An 18,268-nucleotide genomic window follows, 5' to 3' on the forward strand; every position below is an offset into this window, starting at 1 on the left:
CGCAGGCTATGCCCGGGAGATGCAGTACGACTCCTGTGGAAATCGGCTTGCCTGAAAAACAATAACAATAGGACTTACCTGTATGACACACCCTGACCGCACTCCTTATATTTTCAGTGGCAACCGAGTCTCCGCTGTACGGTGTGGAGGGCTTTTGGTATGAGCCCGCTCATTCTGATGGCCACCGCCGGGGTAGGGATCGCGCTCCTGCTGTTCCTGGTGCTCAAGTACAAGTTTCAGCCGTTCGTGGCCTTGATGCTGGTGAGTATTCTGGTGGCGTTGGTCGCCGGGGTGAAGCCGGCTGATCTGGTTGCGACCATTGAAGGCGGGATGGGCAAGACCCTCGGTCACATCGCGATCATCATCGCTCTAGGCGCGATGATCGGACGGATCATCGAACTGTCCGGCGGTGCCGAGTCCTTGGCAAAGACCTTGATCGAGCGCTTTGGTAATCGCCGTACGCCATTGGCGCTGACGGTTGCCGGTTTTATCATCGGTGTGCCGGTGTTCTTCGAGGTTGGCGTGATCATCCTCATGCCGCTGGCCTATGGTGTCGCTCGTAGAGCGCGTAAGCCGTTGCTGATGTTTGCCTTGCCGATGTGTGCGGCTCTGCTCACCGTGCATGCCTTCTTACCACCCCATCCGGGTGCCGTGGCTGCTGCGAGTCAATTGGGTGCCGACCTCGGTCGAGTGCTGATGTTCGGCCTGCCGATGACAGCATTCCTGTGCTACGTCGGCTACCGAGTGGCGGGGCGCATGACTCGTCGTTTTTATCCGATGACCGATGATATCCGTGCTGAAGTCTATGGCCCTCATGTGACCAATGAAGACCTGTTGGCGTGGACGAACGGTAATGGGACCAACACCGAAAAAGCCGCTGCTGCAGTGGCTCATATGGGACTTGAGGAATCCACCAGCAGTATTGTTGCCAAACTTCCGCCCGCACCGCCACCCGGTTTCGCTCTGCTCTCAAGTCTGATCCTGTTGCCGATCATCCTGATTCTCTTGGGCACGCTATCCAACTCGCTACTGCCGCCCGAATCGACACTTCGCGCGGTGATGACCGTGCTCGGTGCACCGCTGGTGGCGCTGTTACTGGACACTTTGCTGTGTGCCTGGTTGCTCGGTACCCGTCGTGGCTGGAGCCGCACTCAAGTGTCCGATGTCATCGGTTCCGCGTTGCCCGGCGTGGCCATGGTGATCCTGATTGCCGGTGCCGGTGGAGTGTTCGGCAAGGTGCTGGTGGACACCGGCATAGGTGCGGTGGTTTCTGATCTGTTACGTACCACCGGGTTGCCAGTGCTGGCTCTGGGTTTTCTACTGACCATGTTGCTGCGCGCAGTGCAGGGCTCCACCACAGTCGCCTTGGTCACCACAGCGGGTATCATCAGCCCACTGATCGCCACCCTTAACCTGACCCCCAATCATATGGCACTGCTCTGTCTTGCCATGGGTGGTGGCGGGCTGGCCATGTCGCACATCAACGATGCCGGTTACTGGATTTTCACCAAACTGGCCGGATTGAACGTCGCTGACGGTTTGCGCACCTGGACGGTGATCACTACCTTGCTCGGAACGCTCGGCTTTTGCATCACGCTGTTGATCTGGCCTTTTGTCTGACCCATTTTTCAAGGAGTTAACATGCCTCGTTTTGCTGCCAACCTCAGTATGCTTTACCCGGAACATCAGTTTCTGGATCGCTTCGCGGCGGCGGCGGCCGACGGTTTCGAAGCGGTGGAATATCTGTTTCCTTACGACTACAGCGCGCAGGAGCTCAAGCAGCGACTGAGCGACAACAGACTGGTACAGGCGCTGTTCAACGCGCCGCCCGGTGACTGGGCGGCGGGGGAGAGAGGCGTTGCGACCTTACCTGGCCGCGAAGTTGAGTTTCGTTCGGGCTTCGACCGCGCGCTGGAATACGCCGAGGTCCTTGGGAACACGCGTATCCATGTGATGGCCGGCTTGTTGCCGTCGGAAAACGACCGCCAGCGTCACCATGCCGTGTATCTGGAAAACCTCGCCTACGCTGCGGCCAAGGCGAGTCAGGCTGGCATCACGGTGTTACTGGAACCGATCAATACACGCGACATGCCGGGGTTTTTCCTCAATCGTCAGGATCAGGCACAGGCTATCTGCAAGGAAGTCGGCGCGAGTAATCTGAAAGTGCAATTCGACTGCTATCACTGTCAGATCGTGGAAGGGGATTTGGCCACCAAGCTTCGTCGTGACTTTGACGGTATCGGCCACATTCAGATCGCCGGTGTGCCTGATCGTCATGAGCCAAACCTGGGGGAACTCAACTATCCCTACTTGTTTGACCTGATGGATCAGTTGGGCTACGACGGCTGGGTCGGCTGCGAGTACCGTCCCAAGGGTGATACTTCGGCGGGGCTGCAGTGGTTGCGGGACTGGAAGGCGCTCTGACCTTCGATGTTTAATTGCCGCTGCGTTGCCTGGAGGCAATGTTAGCGGGGGAGGCTCCGGTCGATACCGGAGCCCTTCTTTTTTGGGTCACTTTCAGGTCTGTTTCTGATCTGCGGGCAACACTAATTCGACACCTTGTTTGCGAATCCCATCTGCCGCAGCCGAAGCCAGGGCATCGTCACTGATGATGATGTCGAACTGCTCAAGCCCCGCGATTTTGTACATGCTGAATGTGCCGTACTTGGAGCTACTGGCAACCAGTACCACCTGCGACGCCGACTGCATCGCCACTTGCTTGACCTCGACCTTCAATGCAGAAGGAGTCGTGATACCGCGACGTAGATCCCAGGAACTGGTGGAGATGAAAGCGATGTCCGTCACGACCTGACGCAAGGTAGCAACGGCGAGTCCGCCGACACAGGAATGATTGGAGTGATCAAGCTGTCCACCCGTGTGGATCACCGTCACCTGCGGCGCGTCCAGCAAGGACTGCACCACGCCAAAATCGTTGGTCACTACGGTCATGCCAGACAGTGCTTTTATGTACGGTACGATCTCCAGCGTGCTAGTACCGGCATCCAGATATATCGTCATATCCGGACGCAGTAATCGGGCAGCGAGCTTCGCCATGGCTTGCTTTTGCGGCAACTCGACCACCGCCTTGAGTTGATGGCTGGGTTCGCTGTGCAGCTGGCTGGCAATACGTACTCCGCCGGTGACCGAATAGGCACGTCCTTCCTGCTCAAGCAGGGCGATATCGCGCCGTACAGTCATGTGCGAGCAGTCGAACATCTCCATCAACTGGTGAACGCTCAGCACCTGGTGCTTGCGTAGCTGCCGCAAAATAAGTTCACGGCGCTGGTCAGGAATCACCGGTGCGGCGCTGACGGCTGCGATGTCCTTTTGACTAGGCATTGGGTGCTCCAAAGGGGTAAAGCTTCAGGTTTCGTATAACCCACATGGTAGCGAATCTACTGCTTAATCAGTAGTGTCGACGTGCAGCGAGTTCGATAAAGGCCTGTAGGGAGGAGGGCGACTGTAGGGGTGGTACGGCGTTTAATTGCTCTACTAGGAAGTTGTTCAGAAGTTTTCAGCGCGGCGCATTTCAGAGTCCGCAGCATCACGGATGAGGGCCAGGCAGGGACGAACCAAGATTAGAAGGAGAGTGGCCGTTTCCTCAAACACATCGGTCGAATATGATCGAGGTCGGTCTGAACTTAGCTCAACTAAATAGATGTTTAGTTGAGCTATGTAGCTAAATGCTGCAAACATGATGATAAATGCTTCGATATGACTGGATAGAGGTTGTCGGGATGGCGTTGAAAACACCCAGCATTAAAGAACTGGTCGCAACGCTCGACCTGGAGCCCCATTTGGAAGGCGGCTACTACCGCAGAACATATCAGTCGGATAATCAAAGCATGGTCACGACGACTGGTGGGCAGCGTTACCGGATGACGTCGATTTACTATCTGTTAACGAAAGATTCTCCCGTTGGCCATTTCCATCTAAACCAGTCCGACATCGTTCATTACTATCATTTAGGCGATGCCATTGAGTACTCGCTGATTTTCCCGGACGGCACATTGGAGGCCGTCATGATGGGCAGCAATGTTATCGCGGGAGAATGTTTACAGCTGCATGTACCTGGCGGTGTTTGGAAAGCTTCGCGGCTTACGGAGGGATCGGCAGGATTCGGTCTGATCAGCGAAGCAGTGTCGCCAGGGTTTGATTACGCGGATATGCAATTGGGTGATAGACAAAAACTCAGTGAGTGTTTTCCTGAGCATTCGGTGTTGGTTGAAAAGCTCACGCGCGGATAAGGGCTTAGAAGGTATTGAGCGCTGTGAAGTCTGCGTGCAACCGGGCCAATCTTGAAATACGTTGTTACGTGTAATGTATATTATGTTAAACGACAGATCATGTCATAGATGTTCATGAGCTACCTAAATGTACACCGAACTGATTCTCGAAACTTTCATGCACCGTTTTGAAGTCTGCGTTGCTACGTAAAATCTGGCAGCGTTTGGCTGGCCCGCCCGCTACGCACGGGGCGCTCTGTTTCATCGTCTTCCTCACTGAAGGCGCAATCCTCGACTGGAGCGCAGTTTTCCTTGTCTCGAGCCGAGGGTTAGAGCCGAGCATCGCCGGCTTGGGCTACGCATCCTTCGCCGCTGCGATGACGGTGGGCCGCCTGACAGGAGATGCCATCGTTAGCAAACTAGGTGGCGTGCGCGTCGTTGCGCTAGGTGGACTTTGCGCGGCCGCAGGCATGATCGTGTCGCTTGGAATCGATGGCTGGGCCGCGTCCTTGATTGGCTACGCTCTGGTCGGTGCTGGATGCTCAAACATTGTTCCAGTGCTCTTTACCGCTGTAGGCCGCCAGCAACGTATGCCACAGGCAGTAGCCATCCCCGCCGTCATCTCGATGGGCTACGCGGGGATTCTGATCGGTCCTGTATTTATCGGGGCGGTCGCCCATTTGAGCACCTTGTCATTCGCTCTGGGCTGCGTAAGTGTTCTGCTGGTTTTTGTCAGTGCGACAGCGAAATTACTTCGAAATTAAGCGGATCTTTTCAGACGCGATTTCAGCATTGGCCATTGCGCGTCGAGCTCTATCGTTCAGAGAGCAGTGAGACATCTCGATGGATGTCTCACTGAATTCTCAAAGTGACCTGCCAAGTATGTTCAAGAGGTAAAAGGTCATGCAGTCGTACCCACCGTTGTCGGAACAAGAACTCCTCATACAGGGAGTGGTGATGCGGGAGGCACTCCTGCGAATCCTTGCCAGGCATTCTCAAGTGAGTGGTGTTGATGGCGTGGATACAGAAATCTGTGTTCGCTCCTTGAGCAATGCGCGCCTGGACATCGGCTTGCCTCCGTTCTCGGGCACTTCCCTGCCCGCTTGCCTGGAGCCCACGGTAGCGCGGGCATTGGCGGATGCTCCCCGAACGAATCGGGACTTCAAGATTCTGCTATCGGCTCTTGAGACCCTGTTGTCCAGTAGTCGCTGGATAAAGCGATCCGCTTCAGAAGGGGACGATGATGCGTTTGAAGAAAGGCACCGACACGCGCTGATTCTCGGCAAAGGCGCACTGCTTGAATGTTCAACTTTGACAGTGGGGTTGGCGGTAATGGAGCCCGAACTTTGCTACCCGTACCACAAGCATCCTCCGGCAGAGTTTTATGTCGTTTTATCGGAAGGTTACTGGTACCGAGAAGATTTCGGCTGGTGGAATCCCGGTCCGGGCGGCGTGGTGTTCAACCCACCATCGGCTGTCCATTCCATGAGGTCAACCGACAAGCCGTTGCTGGCACTTTGGGGACTTTGTTATGCAGTGGATTGATGCACCGACAATCAGCAGACCACATATGTGTCATACGGAGCTGGCATCGTGTCGTGCACGAACACATGGTTGCTTCTAGCATTGGCGCCCTCTCCTGCTCGACCTCTATCGCCTCAGTCCAAGTCCACAGAGGCAGGAAAAGCGACGATGTCATTCTGCACTCAGCCGGGTCGTGAAATACCGTGATGGCGTAGTTTGCGATAGAGCGTATTGCGGCTGATCCCTAGGCGGGCGGCGACATGGGCGATATGCCAATGTTCCGCCTCAATCAACGTTATCAGCGTTTGCCGTTCGGATACTCCAAGCGGATTTTCGGCCAACGCGACTGTCACTGGTACTGTCGGCAGCAACTCCACCAAGTCGTCTAGAGTGACACGCCCCTCCAACGACAACGCTACCAGTGTGCGCAGACACGTACGCAGCTGCCGGACATTGCCCGGCCAAGGCTGCGTCAGCAAGCGCTCTCTGACGCCCGCCTCCAGCCGAATCCTTGCACCTTTTGTCTCTTCGCGCAGCAGAAGGTCGAGCAAACGGCCCTTGTCTGAACGCTCACGCAACGGCGGGAGCTGCACGGCGAACCCAGCAATGCGATAAAACAGATCTTCGCGAAAACGCCCATCGGCCACACAGGCGTGCAGATCCTGGTGGCTGGCACTGATAAGGCGTACGTCGAGCGGACGTGCCGTCGCGCCGCCTAGCGGCACCACTTGACGTTCCTCCAGCACACGCAGCAGGCGAGTCTGTAACGCCAGTGGCATATCGGCGATCTCATCGAGAAATAGAATGCCGCCATGGGCCTGCTCCAGCTTACCGATCATCCCGTCCTTGCGTGCGCCGGTGAAGCTGCCGCCGCGATAGCCGAACAGCTCGCTCTCGATCAGCGTTTCTGGAATGGCCGCGCAATTGATCGCCACAAACGGCTGGCTCGCTCTGGAGCTGGCGCGATGCAGCGCCGCCGCAAAAGCTTCTTTGCCGGTACCGGTTTCGCCCTGTAAAAACACCGGAACGTCACGCTCCAAAACACGCAATGCGCGAGCAAAGCCGCGTTGCAGACGCGGGTCTTCCAGACACACGTGCACGTCGTTAATTTTGGGGATTGCGGGAGTGACTAAAGGCACCTGGTGTAAGGGTTCTCGCAACTGTCCATAGAGCAGGCGTCCGTCCACCAGCCGCATTGGCCAACAGACACTCGGCTGAGAACTGGCCTGACTCATCACCTGATCGATAGGTGTTTCCAGCAGCATCGTCAGAGATTGTCCAACCACCTGGTCACGGCTGAGGCTCAGCAGATCCAGCGCAGCATCATTGACTGAACAGATACGGGCACGCTCGTCGAAACTGAGCAGACCTTCGCCCAGCAGCCCAACGAAGCCTGCCTCAGGGTGGAAGCGCAGCAAGTATCGCTGCGGATCATGCCCTAAGAAAAAACAGCTCTCGATCAACTTGGCTGACAGGTTGGTCAACGCCATGGCCTTGAAGTGTTGCTGAAGACTGTGTTCCTCCCGTACAGAGGAGAGGTTGAGCACGGCAAGCAACTCTCCGCTCGCATCAAATATCGGGCTAGCCGAACACGTTAAGCCGACGTGCTTACCACGGAAATGTTCATCACGACGGATGGTTACGTGCTGTCGCTCGACCAAGCAAGTACCGACACCGTTGGTACCCTCGCAATCCTCGCTCCATACCGAACCGAGCCACAGTCCGGAACGCTGGAACTCGGCTCGTTCGGATTCGTTGAACACACTGTCAATCGCCACACCGCGAGCATCGGTGAGTAGCACCACGTGGCCGTCACGCCCGAGTTGTTGGTGCAAACTGCTCATCTGCCAGTGCGCCACAGAGATGATGTGTTCCAGTGGCGCGCGGTGATCCTGTAAGCGTGGGTGCTCAACTACATTAGGCGCGCGGCGGCTGGCGGGATCGAGCTGATGCTGATCCAAGCAACGGCGCCAAGACCGTGTGATAGCCAGGTCAGTAGTATGGCCGTGGCTGGCTGGAGTGCCCTGCACGGCTTGTAGCACTTGTTGTGCATGGGCGTTGATCAAGGCCGGCTTCATTGTTCTTGTTCTCCGCTACGGTTAGGACACGGGGTTGTTCGCAGCTTATATGAAAAGACTGCAACGAGCGCTCTTTGCACCGCGTGACACTCTGTCATCCGCCGTTCCCAGAATCGTGACATAGATCCGAGTCAATGCCTGAGCACTACTGCGACAGCCGCTCTGCAACGGGGCTTTCATGAAGATGGCCCGGCCCTTGCTCTAGGGCAAGTTGTTACAAAAACAACAAGATCGGGAGAGGCTCCATGAACATCGCTATCGAAACACCTCTGCAAACGCCAACTGCTCAGCTCGCGGCCTGGGTCGAAAACCTCGGCGAGCGTCTCGCCCAACGTGATTTGGACGACGCGCTGGAATTGTTTGCCGAAGAGTGTCACTGGCGTGACCTGCTACTTTTCAGCTGGAACTTAGTGACCTTGGAAGGTAAGCCTGCCATCCAAGACATGCTCGAAACACGCCTCGACCAGACTCGTCCTGAGCGATGGAAACTGGAAGGTGAGGCGACGCTGAATAACGGTGTACTCGAAGGTTGGATCAGCCTGGAAACCGAAGCGGCGCGAGGAAAAGGCTACGTGCGTCTGAAGGAAGGCCTGTGCTGGACGCTGCTGACGACCATGCGCGAGCTCAAAGGTTTTGAAGAACCCAGTGGCCGCCGTCGTCCGATGGGTGCCAGTCATGGTCACGCCCACGCCGACAAACGCAACTGGCTGGAGCGCCGACGCGATGAAGAAGCTTCGCTGGGTATCACCACCCAACCCTACTGCCTGATCGTGGGCGGCGGCCAGGGTGGGCTGGGGCTCGCTGCGCGGCTCAAGCGAATGGGCGTGCCAACTCTGATCGTCGACAAAGCCGAGCGTCCTGGCGATCAGTGGCGCGGTCGCTACAAGTCGCTGTGCCTACACGACCCTGTCTGGTACGACCATATGCCTTACCTGCCCTTCCCCGATCACTGGCCAGTTTTCACCCCAAAAGACCAGATTGGCGACTGGCTGGAAATGTACACCAAAGTCATGGAGCTCAATTATTGGCCGCGTACAGAATGCGTGAGCGCCAGCTTTGACGAGCAAAGTGGCGCCTGGAAGGTTGAAGTGCAGCGCAATGGCGAGCGTGTGACTTTACAGCCTACCCAGTTGATCCTCGCCACCGGCATGTCTGGCGTACCCAATGTTCCCAATTATCCGGGTGCCGAGGTTTTCAATGGCCAGCAGCATCATTCCAGTCGCCATCCCGGTGGAGACGCATGGAGTGGCAAGCGCGCGGTGGTAATCGGTGCGAACAATTCGGCTCACGATATCTGCGCCGACTTGGTGGAGAACGGCGCCGAGGTGACCATGGTGCAGCGCTCGAGCACCCACATCGTGCGTTCCGACAGTTTAATGGATCTCGTCTTCAGCGGGCTCTACTCAGAAGACGCCCTGGAGACGGGTTTGACCACGGACAAGGCTGACATGCTGTTCGCCTCGATCCCCTATAAGGTTATGCCCAGCTTTCATCAACCCATCTTTGACGCGATCAAGGAGCGTGACAAGGACTTCTACGAACGCTTGGCCAAGGCCGGCTTCATGCTCGATTTCGGTGACGACGAGTCTGGCCTTTTCATGAAGTACGTACGCCGTGGTTCTGGTTACTACATCGACGTCGGCGCCTCAGAACTGATCGCTAACGGCACAATAAAGCTCAAGAGCGCCCCTGGCCTGGGTGTCGAACGCATCGAAGCAGATGCCGTCGTACTCAACGATGGCAGCCGACTACCGGCAGATCTGATCGTCTACGCCACGGGCTATGGCTCAATGAATGGTTGGGCGGCGAAGCTGATTTCCCAGGAAGTAGCTGACAAGGTCGGCCGCTGCTGGGGCTTGGGTTCTGGAACCACGAATGATCCTGGCCCGTATGAGGGCGAACTGCGGAACATGTGGAAGCCAACACAGCAGGAAAACCTATGGTTCCACGGTGGCAACCTGCATCAGTCACGGCATTATTCACTGTATCTGGCGCTGCAGTTAAAAGCGCGCTTCGAAGGCATCGACACATCCGTCTACCGCCTTGCCGAGAGTCACCACACTGGCTGAGTCAAATGGCGCCCAGCCGTGGTTGGGCGCCTCTCCACAATGCCCCGGACGCAGCCTATGAATAGCCTCTAAGAGAGGGGTTCACTGTGTACGGTTTCAGCGTACAAAAGCCTAATGGCCGACGTAAACAGCTGCTTGCCCCAGAGATTCCCCAATCCGTAAAAGCTGATTGTACTTTTCCAGTTCGAGAAGAATCAGACTGGGGCAGTGATATCTCGGCAACTAGCTCAATTCGATGTCGGCGCCAACAATGTCAAGCAAACTCCATAACGCACCTCCCCGAGATAGGGCATGCACAGAAACCAAATTCAGTTAGATTTTGCATTAATTTATTCTATTCATAGAATAAGCTGATCAATCTGCCTGTTCTCGAGTACATACCTATGGCCATTAACTTCGACCTCAACGACTTGCAAGCTTTTCGTGCTGTTGTCGAGCAAGGCAGTTTTCGAAGGGCCGCCGACACTGTGCGCATCTCTCAACCTGCCCTGAGCCGGCGCATCGATAAGCTTGAAGATGCCTTGGGTGTTCGGTTGTTCGAGCGCACTACGCGTAAAGTCAGTTTGACTCAGGCCGGACGCAGTTTCATGCCCAGCGTCGAGCGCTTGTTGGATGATCTGGACGTGGCGTTGCTGGGCATTAGCGAAGTGGCTTCGACCCGACTTGGCCATGTCACTGTCGCCTGCGTACCGTCAGCGGCTTACTACTTCATGCCGCGGGTGATCGCGCATTACCACCGGCAATTTCCACGCATCAAAGTCAAAGTGCTGGATTCCAGTGCTCACGACGTACTCAGTGCAGTGGTCAACGGCGAAGCGGATTTCGGCTTGAGCTTCATAGGCACGCTGGAGACTGAAGTCGAGTTTGAGCCGCTGGTGCAGGAAAGTTATGTTGTAGCGTGCCGGCGTGATCATCCGTTGGCGGATCGCCACAGCGTGAGCTGGGACGAGTTCTATCAGCAGGACTACATCTCGCTAGACAAGACGTCGGGCAATCGCTTTCTGCTCGATCAGGCGCTGACCGGCATCGTCCCGCAGCGCCAGAGCATCTGTGAAACCCGGCATGTGACGACGATGATCGGTTTGGTGGAGGCTGGGCTGGGGGTAGCGGCGGTGCCACTGATGGCGATGCCGGCAGCGGATCATCCGATATTGACGCGGGTGCCGCTGACCGATCCGCAGGTGATGCGCAGTGTTGGGCTGATCAAACGCCGAGGTCGTACATTGACCCCGGCGGCGCTGGAGCTGGAGCGCTTGGTGGTGGAAATGAACGTTCAGATCAGCGACTGACCGAATCCAGGCCGGTGGCCTTTATGTCCGTTTGTGCGTCCGAGGATGCCAGGTATTCCAACAACGCCCTGGCTTCAGCAGGGTGTTGTGCGTCCACGGGAATTCCGGCAGCGAAACGCGTCACCGACTGCACCGGCTCCGGAATCTTTGCCACAAAACTCACGCCCGGCACTGGCAGCAATTCGCTGACCTGCTGAAAGCCCAGTTGGTAGTCACCGGTGGCGACCACCGAACCCACGGGAATCTTCGGGATCATTTTCGATTTAGGTTTGAGCTGGTCTTCTATGCCCAGGCGCGTGAACAGTTGATTTTCGATGTATACGCCGCTTGCGCTGTCTGAATAGGCGACAGACTCCGCGTTTAGTAGTGTCTTTTTCAATGCATCGACGGTACTGATGTCAGGTTTCGGTGCACCTTCGCGCACCACGAGACCGATCCGCGAATCCGCCAGTTCTACCCGTGAGGCGGGATCGACTTTGCCCTGTTTGATCAACTCATCGAGGGCATAACCGACCATGATCACCACGTCAGCTTTTTCTCCGCGAGAAAGACGGTTGGGAATAGCTTCCGGCGCTTTGCCCATCGACGGGCCAAGGGCGGTATCGAGCGTGTTGCCGGTAGACACGGCAAATTTAGGGCCGAGGACTTTGTAGGCGGCGGTGAAACCACCGGAGGTCATCACGCGGATTTCTTCCGCTTGGACCGTGGTGCTCAGACCGAGGCTGGTCAACAAGGCGAAGGCGGCAAGATTGAATAGCTGTTTCATAATTGTTTCTCGAAAACTGGCGGGATCAAGAGATCGCTGGTTGTAAGCGACCGGTCGCACGGCGATAGAGATAGAGCGTCGCGCACAGGGCACAGAGCGCGGCGAAACTCATCCAATAGCCTGGCGCTGCCTTGTCGCCGGTGTACTGAATCAGGAAGGTCGAGATCGCCGGTGTGAAACCGCCAAACACCGCTGTGGCCAGGCTGTACGCCAGCGAGAAACCGGCGACACGGACTTCGACTGGCATGATCTCCGTGAGCGCCGCAATCATTGCGCCATTGTACAAACCGTAAATGAACGACAACCACAGCAAGACCAACAGCATGTTGACGAAGCTCGGCGCGTTCACCAGGTACGTCAGCGCCGGATACGCGGTGGCAAGGGTCAGTAGCGCCATGGCGATCAGAACCGGACGCCGACCGATACGGTCAGATAATGCACCGCCAATGGGTAACCAGAAGAAGTTCGAAACACCCACCAACAGTGTCACCAACAACGCGTCGGATGTGCTCAGATGCAGCACGGATTTGCCGAATGTTGGCGCGTACACGGTGATCAAGTAGAACGCGGTGGTGGTCAGTGCGACCATCATCATCCCGGCAAATACGATCACCCAGTTCTGCGCGAGGGTGCGGAACACATCGCCCATACTCGGCTGGTGCTTGCGCGCGGCGAATTCCTCGGTTTCTTCCAGATTGCGACGCAGGAAAAAGATGAACGGGACGATCATGCAGCCGACGAAAAACGGAATTCGCCAGCCCCAATCGGCAATCATCGCAGGCGCCATCCACTGGTTCAGTCCGTAGCCCAACGCTGCTGCAACGACGATCGCGACTTGTTGGCTGGCCGATTGCCAACTGGTGAAAAAGCCCTTGTTGCCGGGCGTGGCAATTTCCGAGAGGTACACCGAGACACCCCCCATTTCCGCACCAGCCGAGAAGCCTTGCAGCAAGCGCCCGATCAGCACGATGGCTGGGGCGAAGAGCCCGATGGTCTCGTAACCTGGCACTAGCACAATCAGGATCGTGCCGCTGGCCATGATCGACAGCGTCACGATCAAGCCTTTGCGCCGACCTACATCATCGATGTAAGCACCCAGCACCACCGCGCCCAATGGACGCATCAGGAAGCCAGCACCGAACACCGCAAAGGTCATCATCAGGGAGGCAAATTCACTGCTGGCCGGGAAGAACACGGCCGCAATCTGCGTGGCATAAAAACCGAAAAGGAAGAAGTCGAACTGCTCAAGGAAATTACCCGAGGTGACCCGGAAAATTGCACTGGCGCGTGAGCACCCGGAAGGGATTGATGTTGTCATTGACCTGTACTCCACCGCTTTTATGACGTGCACCGCCTGGACGCGCTGCACGGTTCTTATTGGGGAGAATGGTGGAGCAGGTAGACTGATTTGATAAGTGCATTGTTGGTATGCATTGATGCGCTGAGCGAATCAATGCATAGCATTGTGAAACCATCTTCCAAATCAAACCGAAGCCTCGCGATGAAGCTCGTAAGGTTGATCCGCCACGCTGAGAGCGCCGCAAACGCGGGCCTTGCCACTACAGAGCCGGACTCAATACCGCTGACTGAAAAAGATAACGCTTTACTTACCTGGCTCGAACTCAATGGGAACCGTGACCTGATTTTAGATAGGTCTTTGCCCATTCACGATATTTGTCCGAGAGTGTGTATTTGGAGAGCAATTCAGGAAGGGACAGCTCACTGTTTTCCATGCCGCTTTGCTCATGCAGTGCATCGTAGGTCGCTTTGATCGCGGACAAATAAGGTGCGTGACCGTTGACCACGATCCTCACGTTGGCGCCGCTCAATTTATCAACGTTACTCAGTTCGGGATTTCCGTAGTTGATGAGCATGATCGGCAGGGAAAGATGCGCGGTCAGTGCCTTCAGATGCTGGAAGTTCTTAACACCGACAAGACAAATCGCATCAGCCCCAGCCTTTTGATAGGCCGTCGTTCGGGCAATCGAATCTTCCAGGGTGGTGACTGCCACATTTGTACGCGCGATGATGCTGAGTGCATCGTCCGACCGCGCAAAACGCGCAGCGTAGATCTTGCTCGCGGCCTCATCAATATCGATGAGCACATTCGATTGCTCGTCGTACTTGGCGGGCAGGTGCGTGTCTTCCAGTGTCAGAGCAGCAGCGCCAGCCTTCTGTAATTCCGTGACCGTCCGCATAACATTGAGCGCGTTGCCGAACCCATGATCAGCGTCGCCAATGATTGGGATTTGGCTGGCCCGTCCTACCCTGGAAACTTGCTCTGCGTATTCATCAAGCGTGAGCAACGCGATGTCGGGAGCGCCGAGTACCTGAAGCGAGGCGACGGAACCGCCCTGGATGGCGACCTCAAAACCAAGGTCGGAAGCCATTCGAACCGAGATCGGATCGAAAACTGATGCGGCAAATTTACAGACTGTTCCATGAAGCAAATCACCGAACGCCTTGCGTAGTTCATGATGAGATCGCTCAATCATTTTCCCGGCTCCATCACATTTCAACTGAGTACTTCGCATGAACCGTTCTGCGAGAACGAGACAGCAAAATGGCTACCGGTCATTGCGCTCTGTTCGATGAGGAATGACCGGTAAGCGATGCTGATTACTTTTGAGTTGCTAACGCTCTACGCGCCGCCTTTTCGTTTTTCATCGCGGCCATTTCACGCTCGCAGGCTTCTACATCGAACGAGTTGTCCCACTTGGCAATGGCTATGGTGCCGATACCGTTGCCGATCAGGTTAGTCACGGCTCGCGCTTCGTTCAGGAACCGGTCGATGCCCAAGAGCAATACAAGGCCCACCAACGGAATGGAGTGGATGGTTGTAAGCGTTGCCGCCAGTGTTATGAACCCGGCACCCGCCACGCCAGCAGAGCCTTTTGAGGTCAGCAGGAAGACGCCCAACAGAATCATCTGATCCATAAACGTCAGTGGCGTATTGGTTGCCTGTGCGATAAAAATCGCCGCCATGGTGAGGTAAATGCAGGTGCCATCCGCATTGAAGGCATATCCAGTTGGCAGCACCATGCCCACCACTGACTTCCTGCAGCCCAGCTTTTCAAGTTTCACCATCATTCGCGGAAGCACCGCTTCAGTTGAGCAAGTTCCAAGCGTGATGAGAATCTCGTCCTTAAAGTACCGGAGGAACTGAAACAGAGGCATTCCTGACCATCTAGCAACCGCCCCCAGCACTATCACAATGAATATCAGCGTGGTGACGTAGAGTGCTATCAGCAACTGGCCGAGTGACAGCAAGGTACCAATTCCGTACTTGCCTATAGTGAAAGCCATCCCAGCGCCGGCACCAATCGGAGCCAGACGCATAACCATTGCCACGATCTTGAACAGCCCTTGCAGAAACAGGTCGATGGTATTGATCAGCGGTTTGCTGGTTTCGCCCATTTGAACGAGGGCAACGCCCATCAAAACCGAAATCAAAATGACCTGAAGCATGACGCCATTCGAGAATGCGCCAATGAAGGTACTCGGGATTATGTTGAGAAAGAAATCGATTGTTCCGCCCTGCTCACTGGCGGCTTGGCTGTACTTGGCGATAGCGCTGGCATCAAGCGTGGTAGCGTTGATATTCATCCCAGCGCCTGGCTTTGCGATATTGACCACAATAAGGCCGATGACCAGCGCAATGGTTGAAAGGATTTCAAAGTAGAGCAGCGCTTTGACGCCGATCCGCCCGACTTCCTTGATGCTGCCCATCTTAGCGATACCAACGACGACGGTACCGAAAATAATAGGCGCCAACAGCATTTTGATGAGTTTGATAAAGCCATCCGCAAAAGGTTGGAGCTTGGCTCCGAATTGCGGTTCAAAGTGACCAATTGCTGCACCGATGACGATACCGATCAGCACCTGCACATACAGCTGGCTGTACCAGCGGGACTTGGAGATTTCCACGGGAGCACCTCATTTTATTTTTGTGATGGGCGTGTGGCGTGGCGTCAGTGAGTGACGCCTAATAACGGCAGGCCTCCTGCAAGAGGCCGCCGTTCGAGGGCTATCAGCCTTCGCCCAGCTCGCGCATTACTGCGTACAAAGCGGACTTGGCTTCGAAGCCGACACCTGGGATATCCGGCAGACCTACATAGCCATTTTCCACGCGGATCCCGTCAGCGAAGCCGCCGAAAGGCTGGAACACATCCGGGTACGATTCGTTACCGCCCAGGTGCAGACCTGCTGCGATGTTCAGGGACATCTGGTGACCACCGTGAGGAACTACGCGGCGGGAAGACCAACCCATTTCTTCCATCACCTTCAGGGTGCGCATGTACTCCACGAGCCCGTAAGACAGGGCGCAGTCGAACTGGAGGTAGTCGCGATCAGGGCGCATACCACCGTGGCGCAGCAGGTTACGAGCATCCTGATGGGAGAACAGGTTTTCACCAGTAGCCATGGGCAGTTCATAGTGGTTTGCAAGCTCAGCCTGCAGTTCATAGTCCAGCGGATCGCCAACTTCTTCGTACCAGAAGAGGTTGTACTTTTTGATGGCTTCCGCGTAAGCGATACCTGTCTTCAGATCGAAGCGGCCATTGGCATCGACCGCCAGTCGACGACCGTCCCCGACCACTTCAAGTACTGCTTCGATGCGACGGATGTCTTCGTCCAGTGGCACCGCACCGATCTTCATCTTGACGACGTCATAGCCACGATCCAGATAGCTCTGCATTTCTGCTTTGAGCTTGGTCTGATCTTTGCCAGGGTAGTAGTAGCCGCCCGCCGCGTAGACCCAGACCTTGTCATCTGCCACGCCGTTGCGGTAACGGTCGGCCAGCAGGCGATACAGGGGCTTGCCTTCAATCTTCGCAACGGCATCCCACACAGCCATATCAATGGTGCCAACTGCGACTGAGCGCTCGCCGTGGCCACCTGGCTTTTCGTTGGTCATCAGGGTTTTCCAGATGGCGAACGGATCCAGGTTGTTGTTTTCATGATCGACGAGAGTATCTGGATCAGCTTCTGTGATACGCGCCAAGAAGCGATCACGCATCAATGCGCCCTGACCATAGCGACCGTTGGAGTTGAAACCGTAACCGATGACAGGTTTGCCATCGCGAATCACATCCGTGACGACAGCGACAACCGAGCAGGTCATTTTCGAAAAATCGATGTAGGCATTGGCGATTGGAGAAGCGATAGAGACGGTTTTTTCACGGATGTCTACGATACGCATGACGGGTTCCTCTTGTTGTTGGTGGCCCCACGTTATGCTTTGCGATGACACCCGCCCAATGCTATTAATGCCGCGCCCTATGCACAGGAGGCATTGCCCTTGGAACTCGTCTGGCTCGAAGATTTTTCAGCGCTTGCCGAATACGGCAGCTTTGTTCGTGCCGCTGAAGCGCGCCACGTCACTCAGCCGGCCTTCAGCCGCAGAGTCCGTTCACTGGAGAATTGGATGGGCGTGGAGTTGTTTGTGCGCACGCCTCAGGGAGCAACCCTGACCGAGGCTGGAAGGCAGATTTTGCCCAGCGCTCAGGAGGCTGCCAGACGCTTGTACAGGATGCGCACAGAGGCACAGGAGGTGGCAGGGATGGCCGCCAAGACACTGCAATTCGCAGCCACTCACTCCCTGTCTTTTACATTTTTTCCAAGATGGCTGAGAAGCACGGAGAATGGCGCCCCGATAGATGCTGTACGCCTGCACTCAGATAGCATGGCTGTTTGTGAGCAGATGCTGATTCACGGCCAAGTTCAGTTCCTGCTTTGCCATCGCCATCCCGACGTCCCACCTTTGCTGGCCCCTGATCAATTCATTGGGAAGAAGGTTGGAGAGGATGTGYTCGTGCCTTTGGCAAGTGCCTCTGCCAATTTTGGTACCTCACCTGAAACACTGCCTTACTTGGCATACACCCACGAATCGGGTCTAGGCCGCATCGTCGCTCACCGACTCCACGGCAAAGAAGACTACCTTCGCCTCAAGCCTCTTTTTAGTAGCCACCTTGCAGCAGTACTTATGTCCATGGCTTTGGAAAGCAAGGGTGTAGCGTGGTTACCGAAAAGCCTGACGGAACAGGAAATGGCTGATGGACGCCTTGTCAGGGCCCTCGATGAAAGCTGGGATATCCCTTTAGAAATTCATCTAACGCGACCGACAGCCCCAATCAGCCCTTCTGCAGAAGAATTCTGGGCCAAGCTGGGCGACTAAATCCCATTTTGCTGACTCCGGTTTCAATTTATCCAATGCCGTTTCAGGGCCAAAGCAAGATCAAATACGCCACGATTCGTGAAGTGTTTGATCACTGAATCGCCATTGTTTGAAGCTAGTAACCTCACTACGTTCCTGGCC

General features: G+C 55.8%; 14 protein-coding genes and 2 pseudogenes. 9 read left to right on the plus strand and 7 right to left on the minus strand.

Features of this window, described 5'->3' with window-relative positions; translation table 11 throughout:
- Nucleotides 1–159 precede the first annotated feature (159 nt).
- Nucleotides 160–1,620, plus strand: coding sequence for a GntT/GntP/DsdX family permease (locus AC1DWM_RS13770; protein ID WP_223513845.1), 1,461 nt, complete (start codon nucleotides 160–162; stop codon nucleotides 1,618–1,620).
- Nucleotides 1,621–1,641: 21 nt separating this feature from the next.
- The gene (gene otnI, locus AC1DWM_RS13775) at nucleotides 1,642–2,424 is read left to right on the plus strand and encodes a 2-oxo-tetronate isomerase (protein ID WP_477795413.1); all 783 of its coding nucleotides are present in this window, start codon (nucleotides 1,642–1,644) and stop codon (nucleotides 2,422–2,424) included.
- 93 nt (nucleotides 2,425–2,517) lie between these two features.
- On the opposite strand, the gene AC1DWM_RS13780 is transcribed toward otnI, so the two are convergent.
- Complete coding sequence (locus AC1DWM_RS13780) at nucleotides 2,518–3,339, minus strand: DeoR/GlpR family DNA-binding transcription regulator (RefSeq protein WP_223513851.1); 822 nt, start codon at nucleotides 3,337–3,339, stop codon at nucleotides 2,518–2,520.
- 398 nt (nucleotides 3,340–3,737) lie between these two features.
- Between AC1DWM_RS13780 and AC1DWM_RS13785 the strand changes: the two genes are divergently transcribed.
- The 3 genes and pseudogenes from AC1DWM_RS13785 (at nucleotide 3,738) to AC1DWM_RS13795 (ending at nucleotide 5,771) form a co-directional block, all read left to right on the plus strand.
- Nucleotides 3,738–4,247, plus strand: a complete 510-nt coding sequence (locus AC1DWM_RS13785; protein WP_477795414.1) for a cupin domain-containing protein — start codon at nucleotides 3,738–3,740, stop codon at nucleotides 4,245–4,247.
- A gap of 227 nt (nucleotides 4,248–4,474) precedes the next feature.
- A pseudogene (locus AC1DWM_RS13790) lies at nucleotides 4,475–4,990 on the plus strand (MFS transporter); the annotation flags it as partial.
- 139 nt (nucleotides 4,991–5,129) lie between these two features.
- The gene (locus AC1DWM_RS13795) at nucleotides 5,130–5,771 is read left to right on the plus strand and encodes a dimethylsulfonioproprionate lyase family protein (RefSeq protein ID WP_477795415.1); all 642 of its coding nucleotides are present in this window, start codon (nucleotides 5,130–5,132) and stop codon (nucleotides 5,769–5,771) included.
- A gap of 161 nt (nucleotides 5,772–5,932) precedes the next feature.
- Here AC1DWM_RS13795 and AC1DWM_RS13800 read toward each other — a convergent pair whose 3' ends face one another.
- The gene (locus AC1DWM_RS13800; RefSeq protein WP_477795416.1) at nucleotides 5,933–7,828 is read right to left on the minus strand and encodes a sigma-54-dependent Fis family transcriptional regulator; all 1,896 of its coding nucleotides are present in this window, start codon (nucleotides 7,826–7,828) and stop codon (nucleotides 5,933–5,935) included.
- Nucleotides 7,829–8,073: 245 nt separating this feature from the next.
- Between AC1DWM_RS13800 and AC1DWM_RS13805 the strand changes: the two genes are divergently transcribed.
- Nucleotides 8,074–9,897, plus strand: a complete 1,824-nt coding sequence (locus AC1DWM_RS13805) for an NAD(P)/FAD-dependent oxidoreductase (RefSeq protein ID WP_477795417.1) — start codon at nucleotides 8,074–8,076, stop codon at nucleotides 9,895–9,897.
- A 383-nt stretch (nucleotides 9,898–10,280) separates the two neighbouring features.
- On the plus strand, nucleotides 10,281–11,186 hold the full coding sequence (locus AC1DWM_RS13810; RefSeq protein WP_477795418.1) for a LysR family transcriptional regulator: 906 nt from the start codon (nucleotides 10,281–10,283) through the stop codon (nucleotides 11,184–11,186).
- Here the strand turns inward: AC1DWM_RS13810 and AC1DWM_RS13815 are convergent.
- Together AC1DWM_RS13815 and tcuC are read right to left on the minus strand one after the other, a co-directional pair.
- Nucleotides 11,176–11,952, minus strand: a complete 777-nt coding sequence (locus tag AC1DWM_RS13815; protein ID WP_477795419.1) for a substrate-binding domain-containing protein — start codon at nucleotides 11,950–11,952, stop codon at nucleotides 11,176–11,178. The genes AC1DWM_RS13810 and AC1DWM_RS13815 overlap by 11 nt on opposite strands.
- A gap of 25 nt (nucleotides 11,953–11,977) precedes the next feature.
- The gene (gene tcuC / locus AC1DWM_RS13820; protein WP_477795420.1) at nucleotides 11,978–13,270 is read right to left on the minus strand and encodes a tricarballylate/proton symporter TcuC; all 1,293 of its coding nucleotides are present in this window, start codon (nucleotides 13,268–13,270) and stop codon (nucleotides 11,978–11,980) included.
- A 183-nt stretch (nucleotides 13,271–13,453) separates the two neighbouring features.
- Here tcuC and AC1DWM_RS13825 point away from each other — a divergent pair.
- A pseudogene (locus AC1DWM_RS13825) lies at nucleotides 13,454–13,546 on the plus strand (histidine phosphatase family protein); the annotation flags it as partial.
- A gap of 28 nt (nucleotides 13,547–13,574) precedes the next feature.
- On the opposite strand, the gene AC1DWM_RS13830 reads toward AC1DWM_RS13825, so the two are convergent.
- The 3 genes from AC1DWM_RS13830 to AC1DWM_RS13840 all read right to left on the minus strand — a co-directional run bounded on the left by AC1DWM_RS13830 (nucleotide 13,575) and on the right by AC1DWM_RS13840 (nucleotide 17,152).
- Nucleotides 13,575–14,447: an isocitrate lyase/PEP mutase family protein gene (locus AC1DWM_RS13830; protein ID WP_223521753.1), complete on the minus strand. Its 873-nt coding sequence runs from the start codon at nucleotides 14,445–14,447 to the stop codon at nucleotides 13,575–13,577.
- A 124-nt stretch (nucleotides 14,448–14,571) separates the two neighbouring features.
- Entirely contained in the window at nucleotides 14,572–15,879 is a 1,308-nt protein-coding gene (gene dctA, locus AC1DWM_RS13835; RefSeq protein ID WP_223521751.1) for a C4-dicarboxylate transporter DctA, read from the minus strand.
- A gap of 103 nt (nucleotides 15,880–15,982) precedes the next feature.
- Entirely contained in the window at nucleotides 15,983–17,152 is a 1,170-nt protein-coding gene (locus AC1DWM_RS13840) for a mandelate racemase/muconate lactonizing enzyme family protein (RefSeq protein ID WP_223521749.1), read from the minus strand.
- Nucleotides 17,153–17,251: 99 nt separating this feature from the next.
- Here AC1DWM_RS13840 and AC1DWM_RS13845 point away from each other — a divergent pair, with 99 nt between their 5' ends.
- Nucleotides 17,252–18,127, plus strand: a complete 876-nt coding sequence (locus AC1DWM_RS13845) for a LysR family transcriptional regulator (RefSeq protein ID WP_477795421.1) — start codon at nucleotides 17,252–17,254, stop codon at nucleotides 18,125–18,127.
- The last annotated feature ends 141 nt before the right edge of the window (nucleotides 18,128–18,268 follow it).

The organism is Pseudomonas sp. P4_C8 (genome assembly GCF_056401975.1).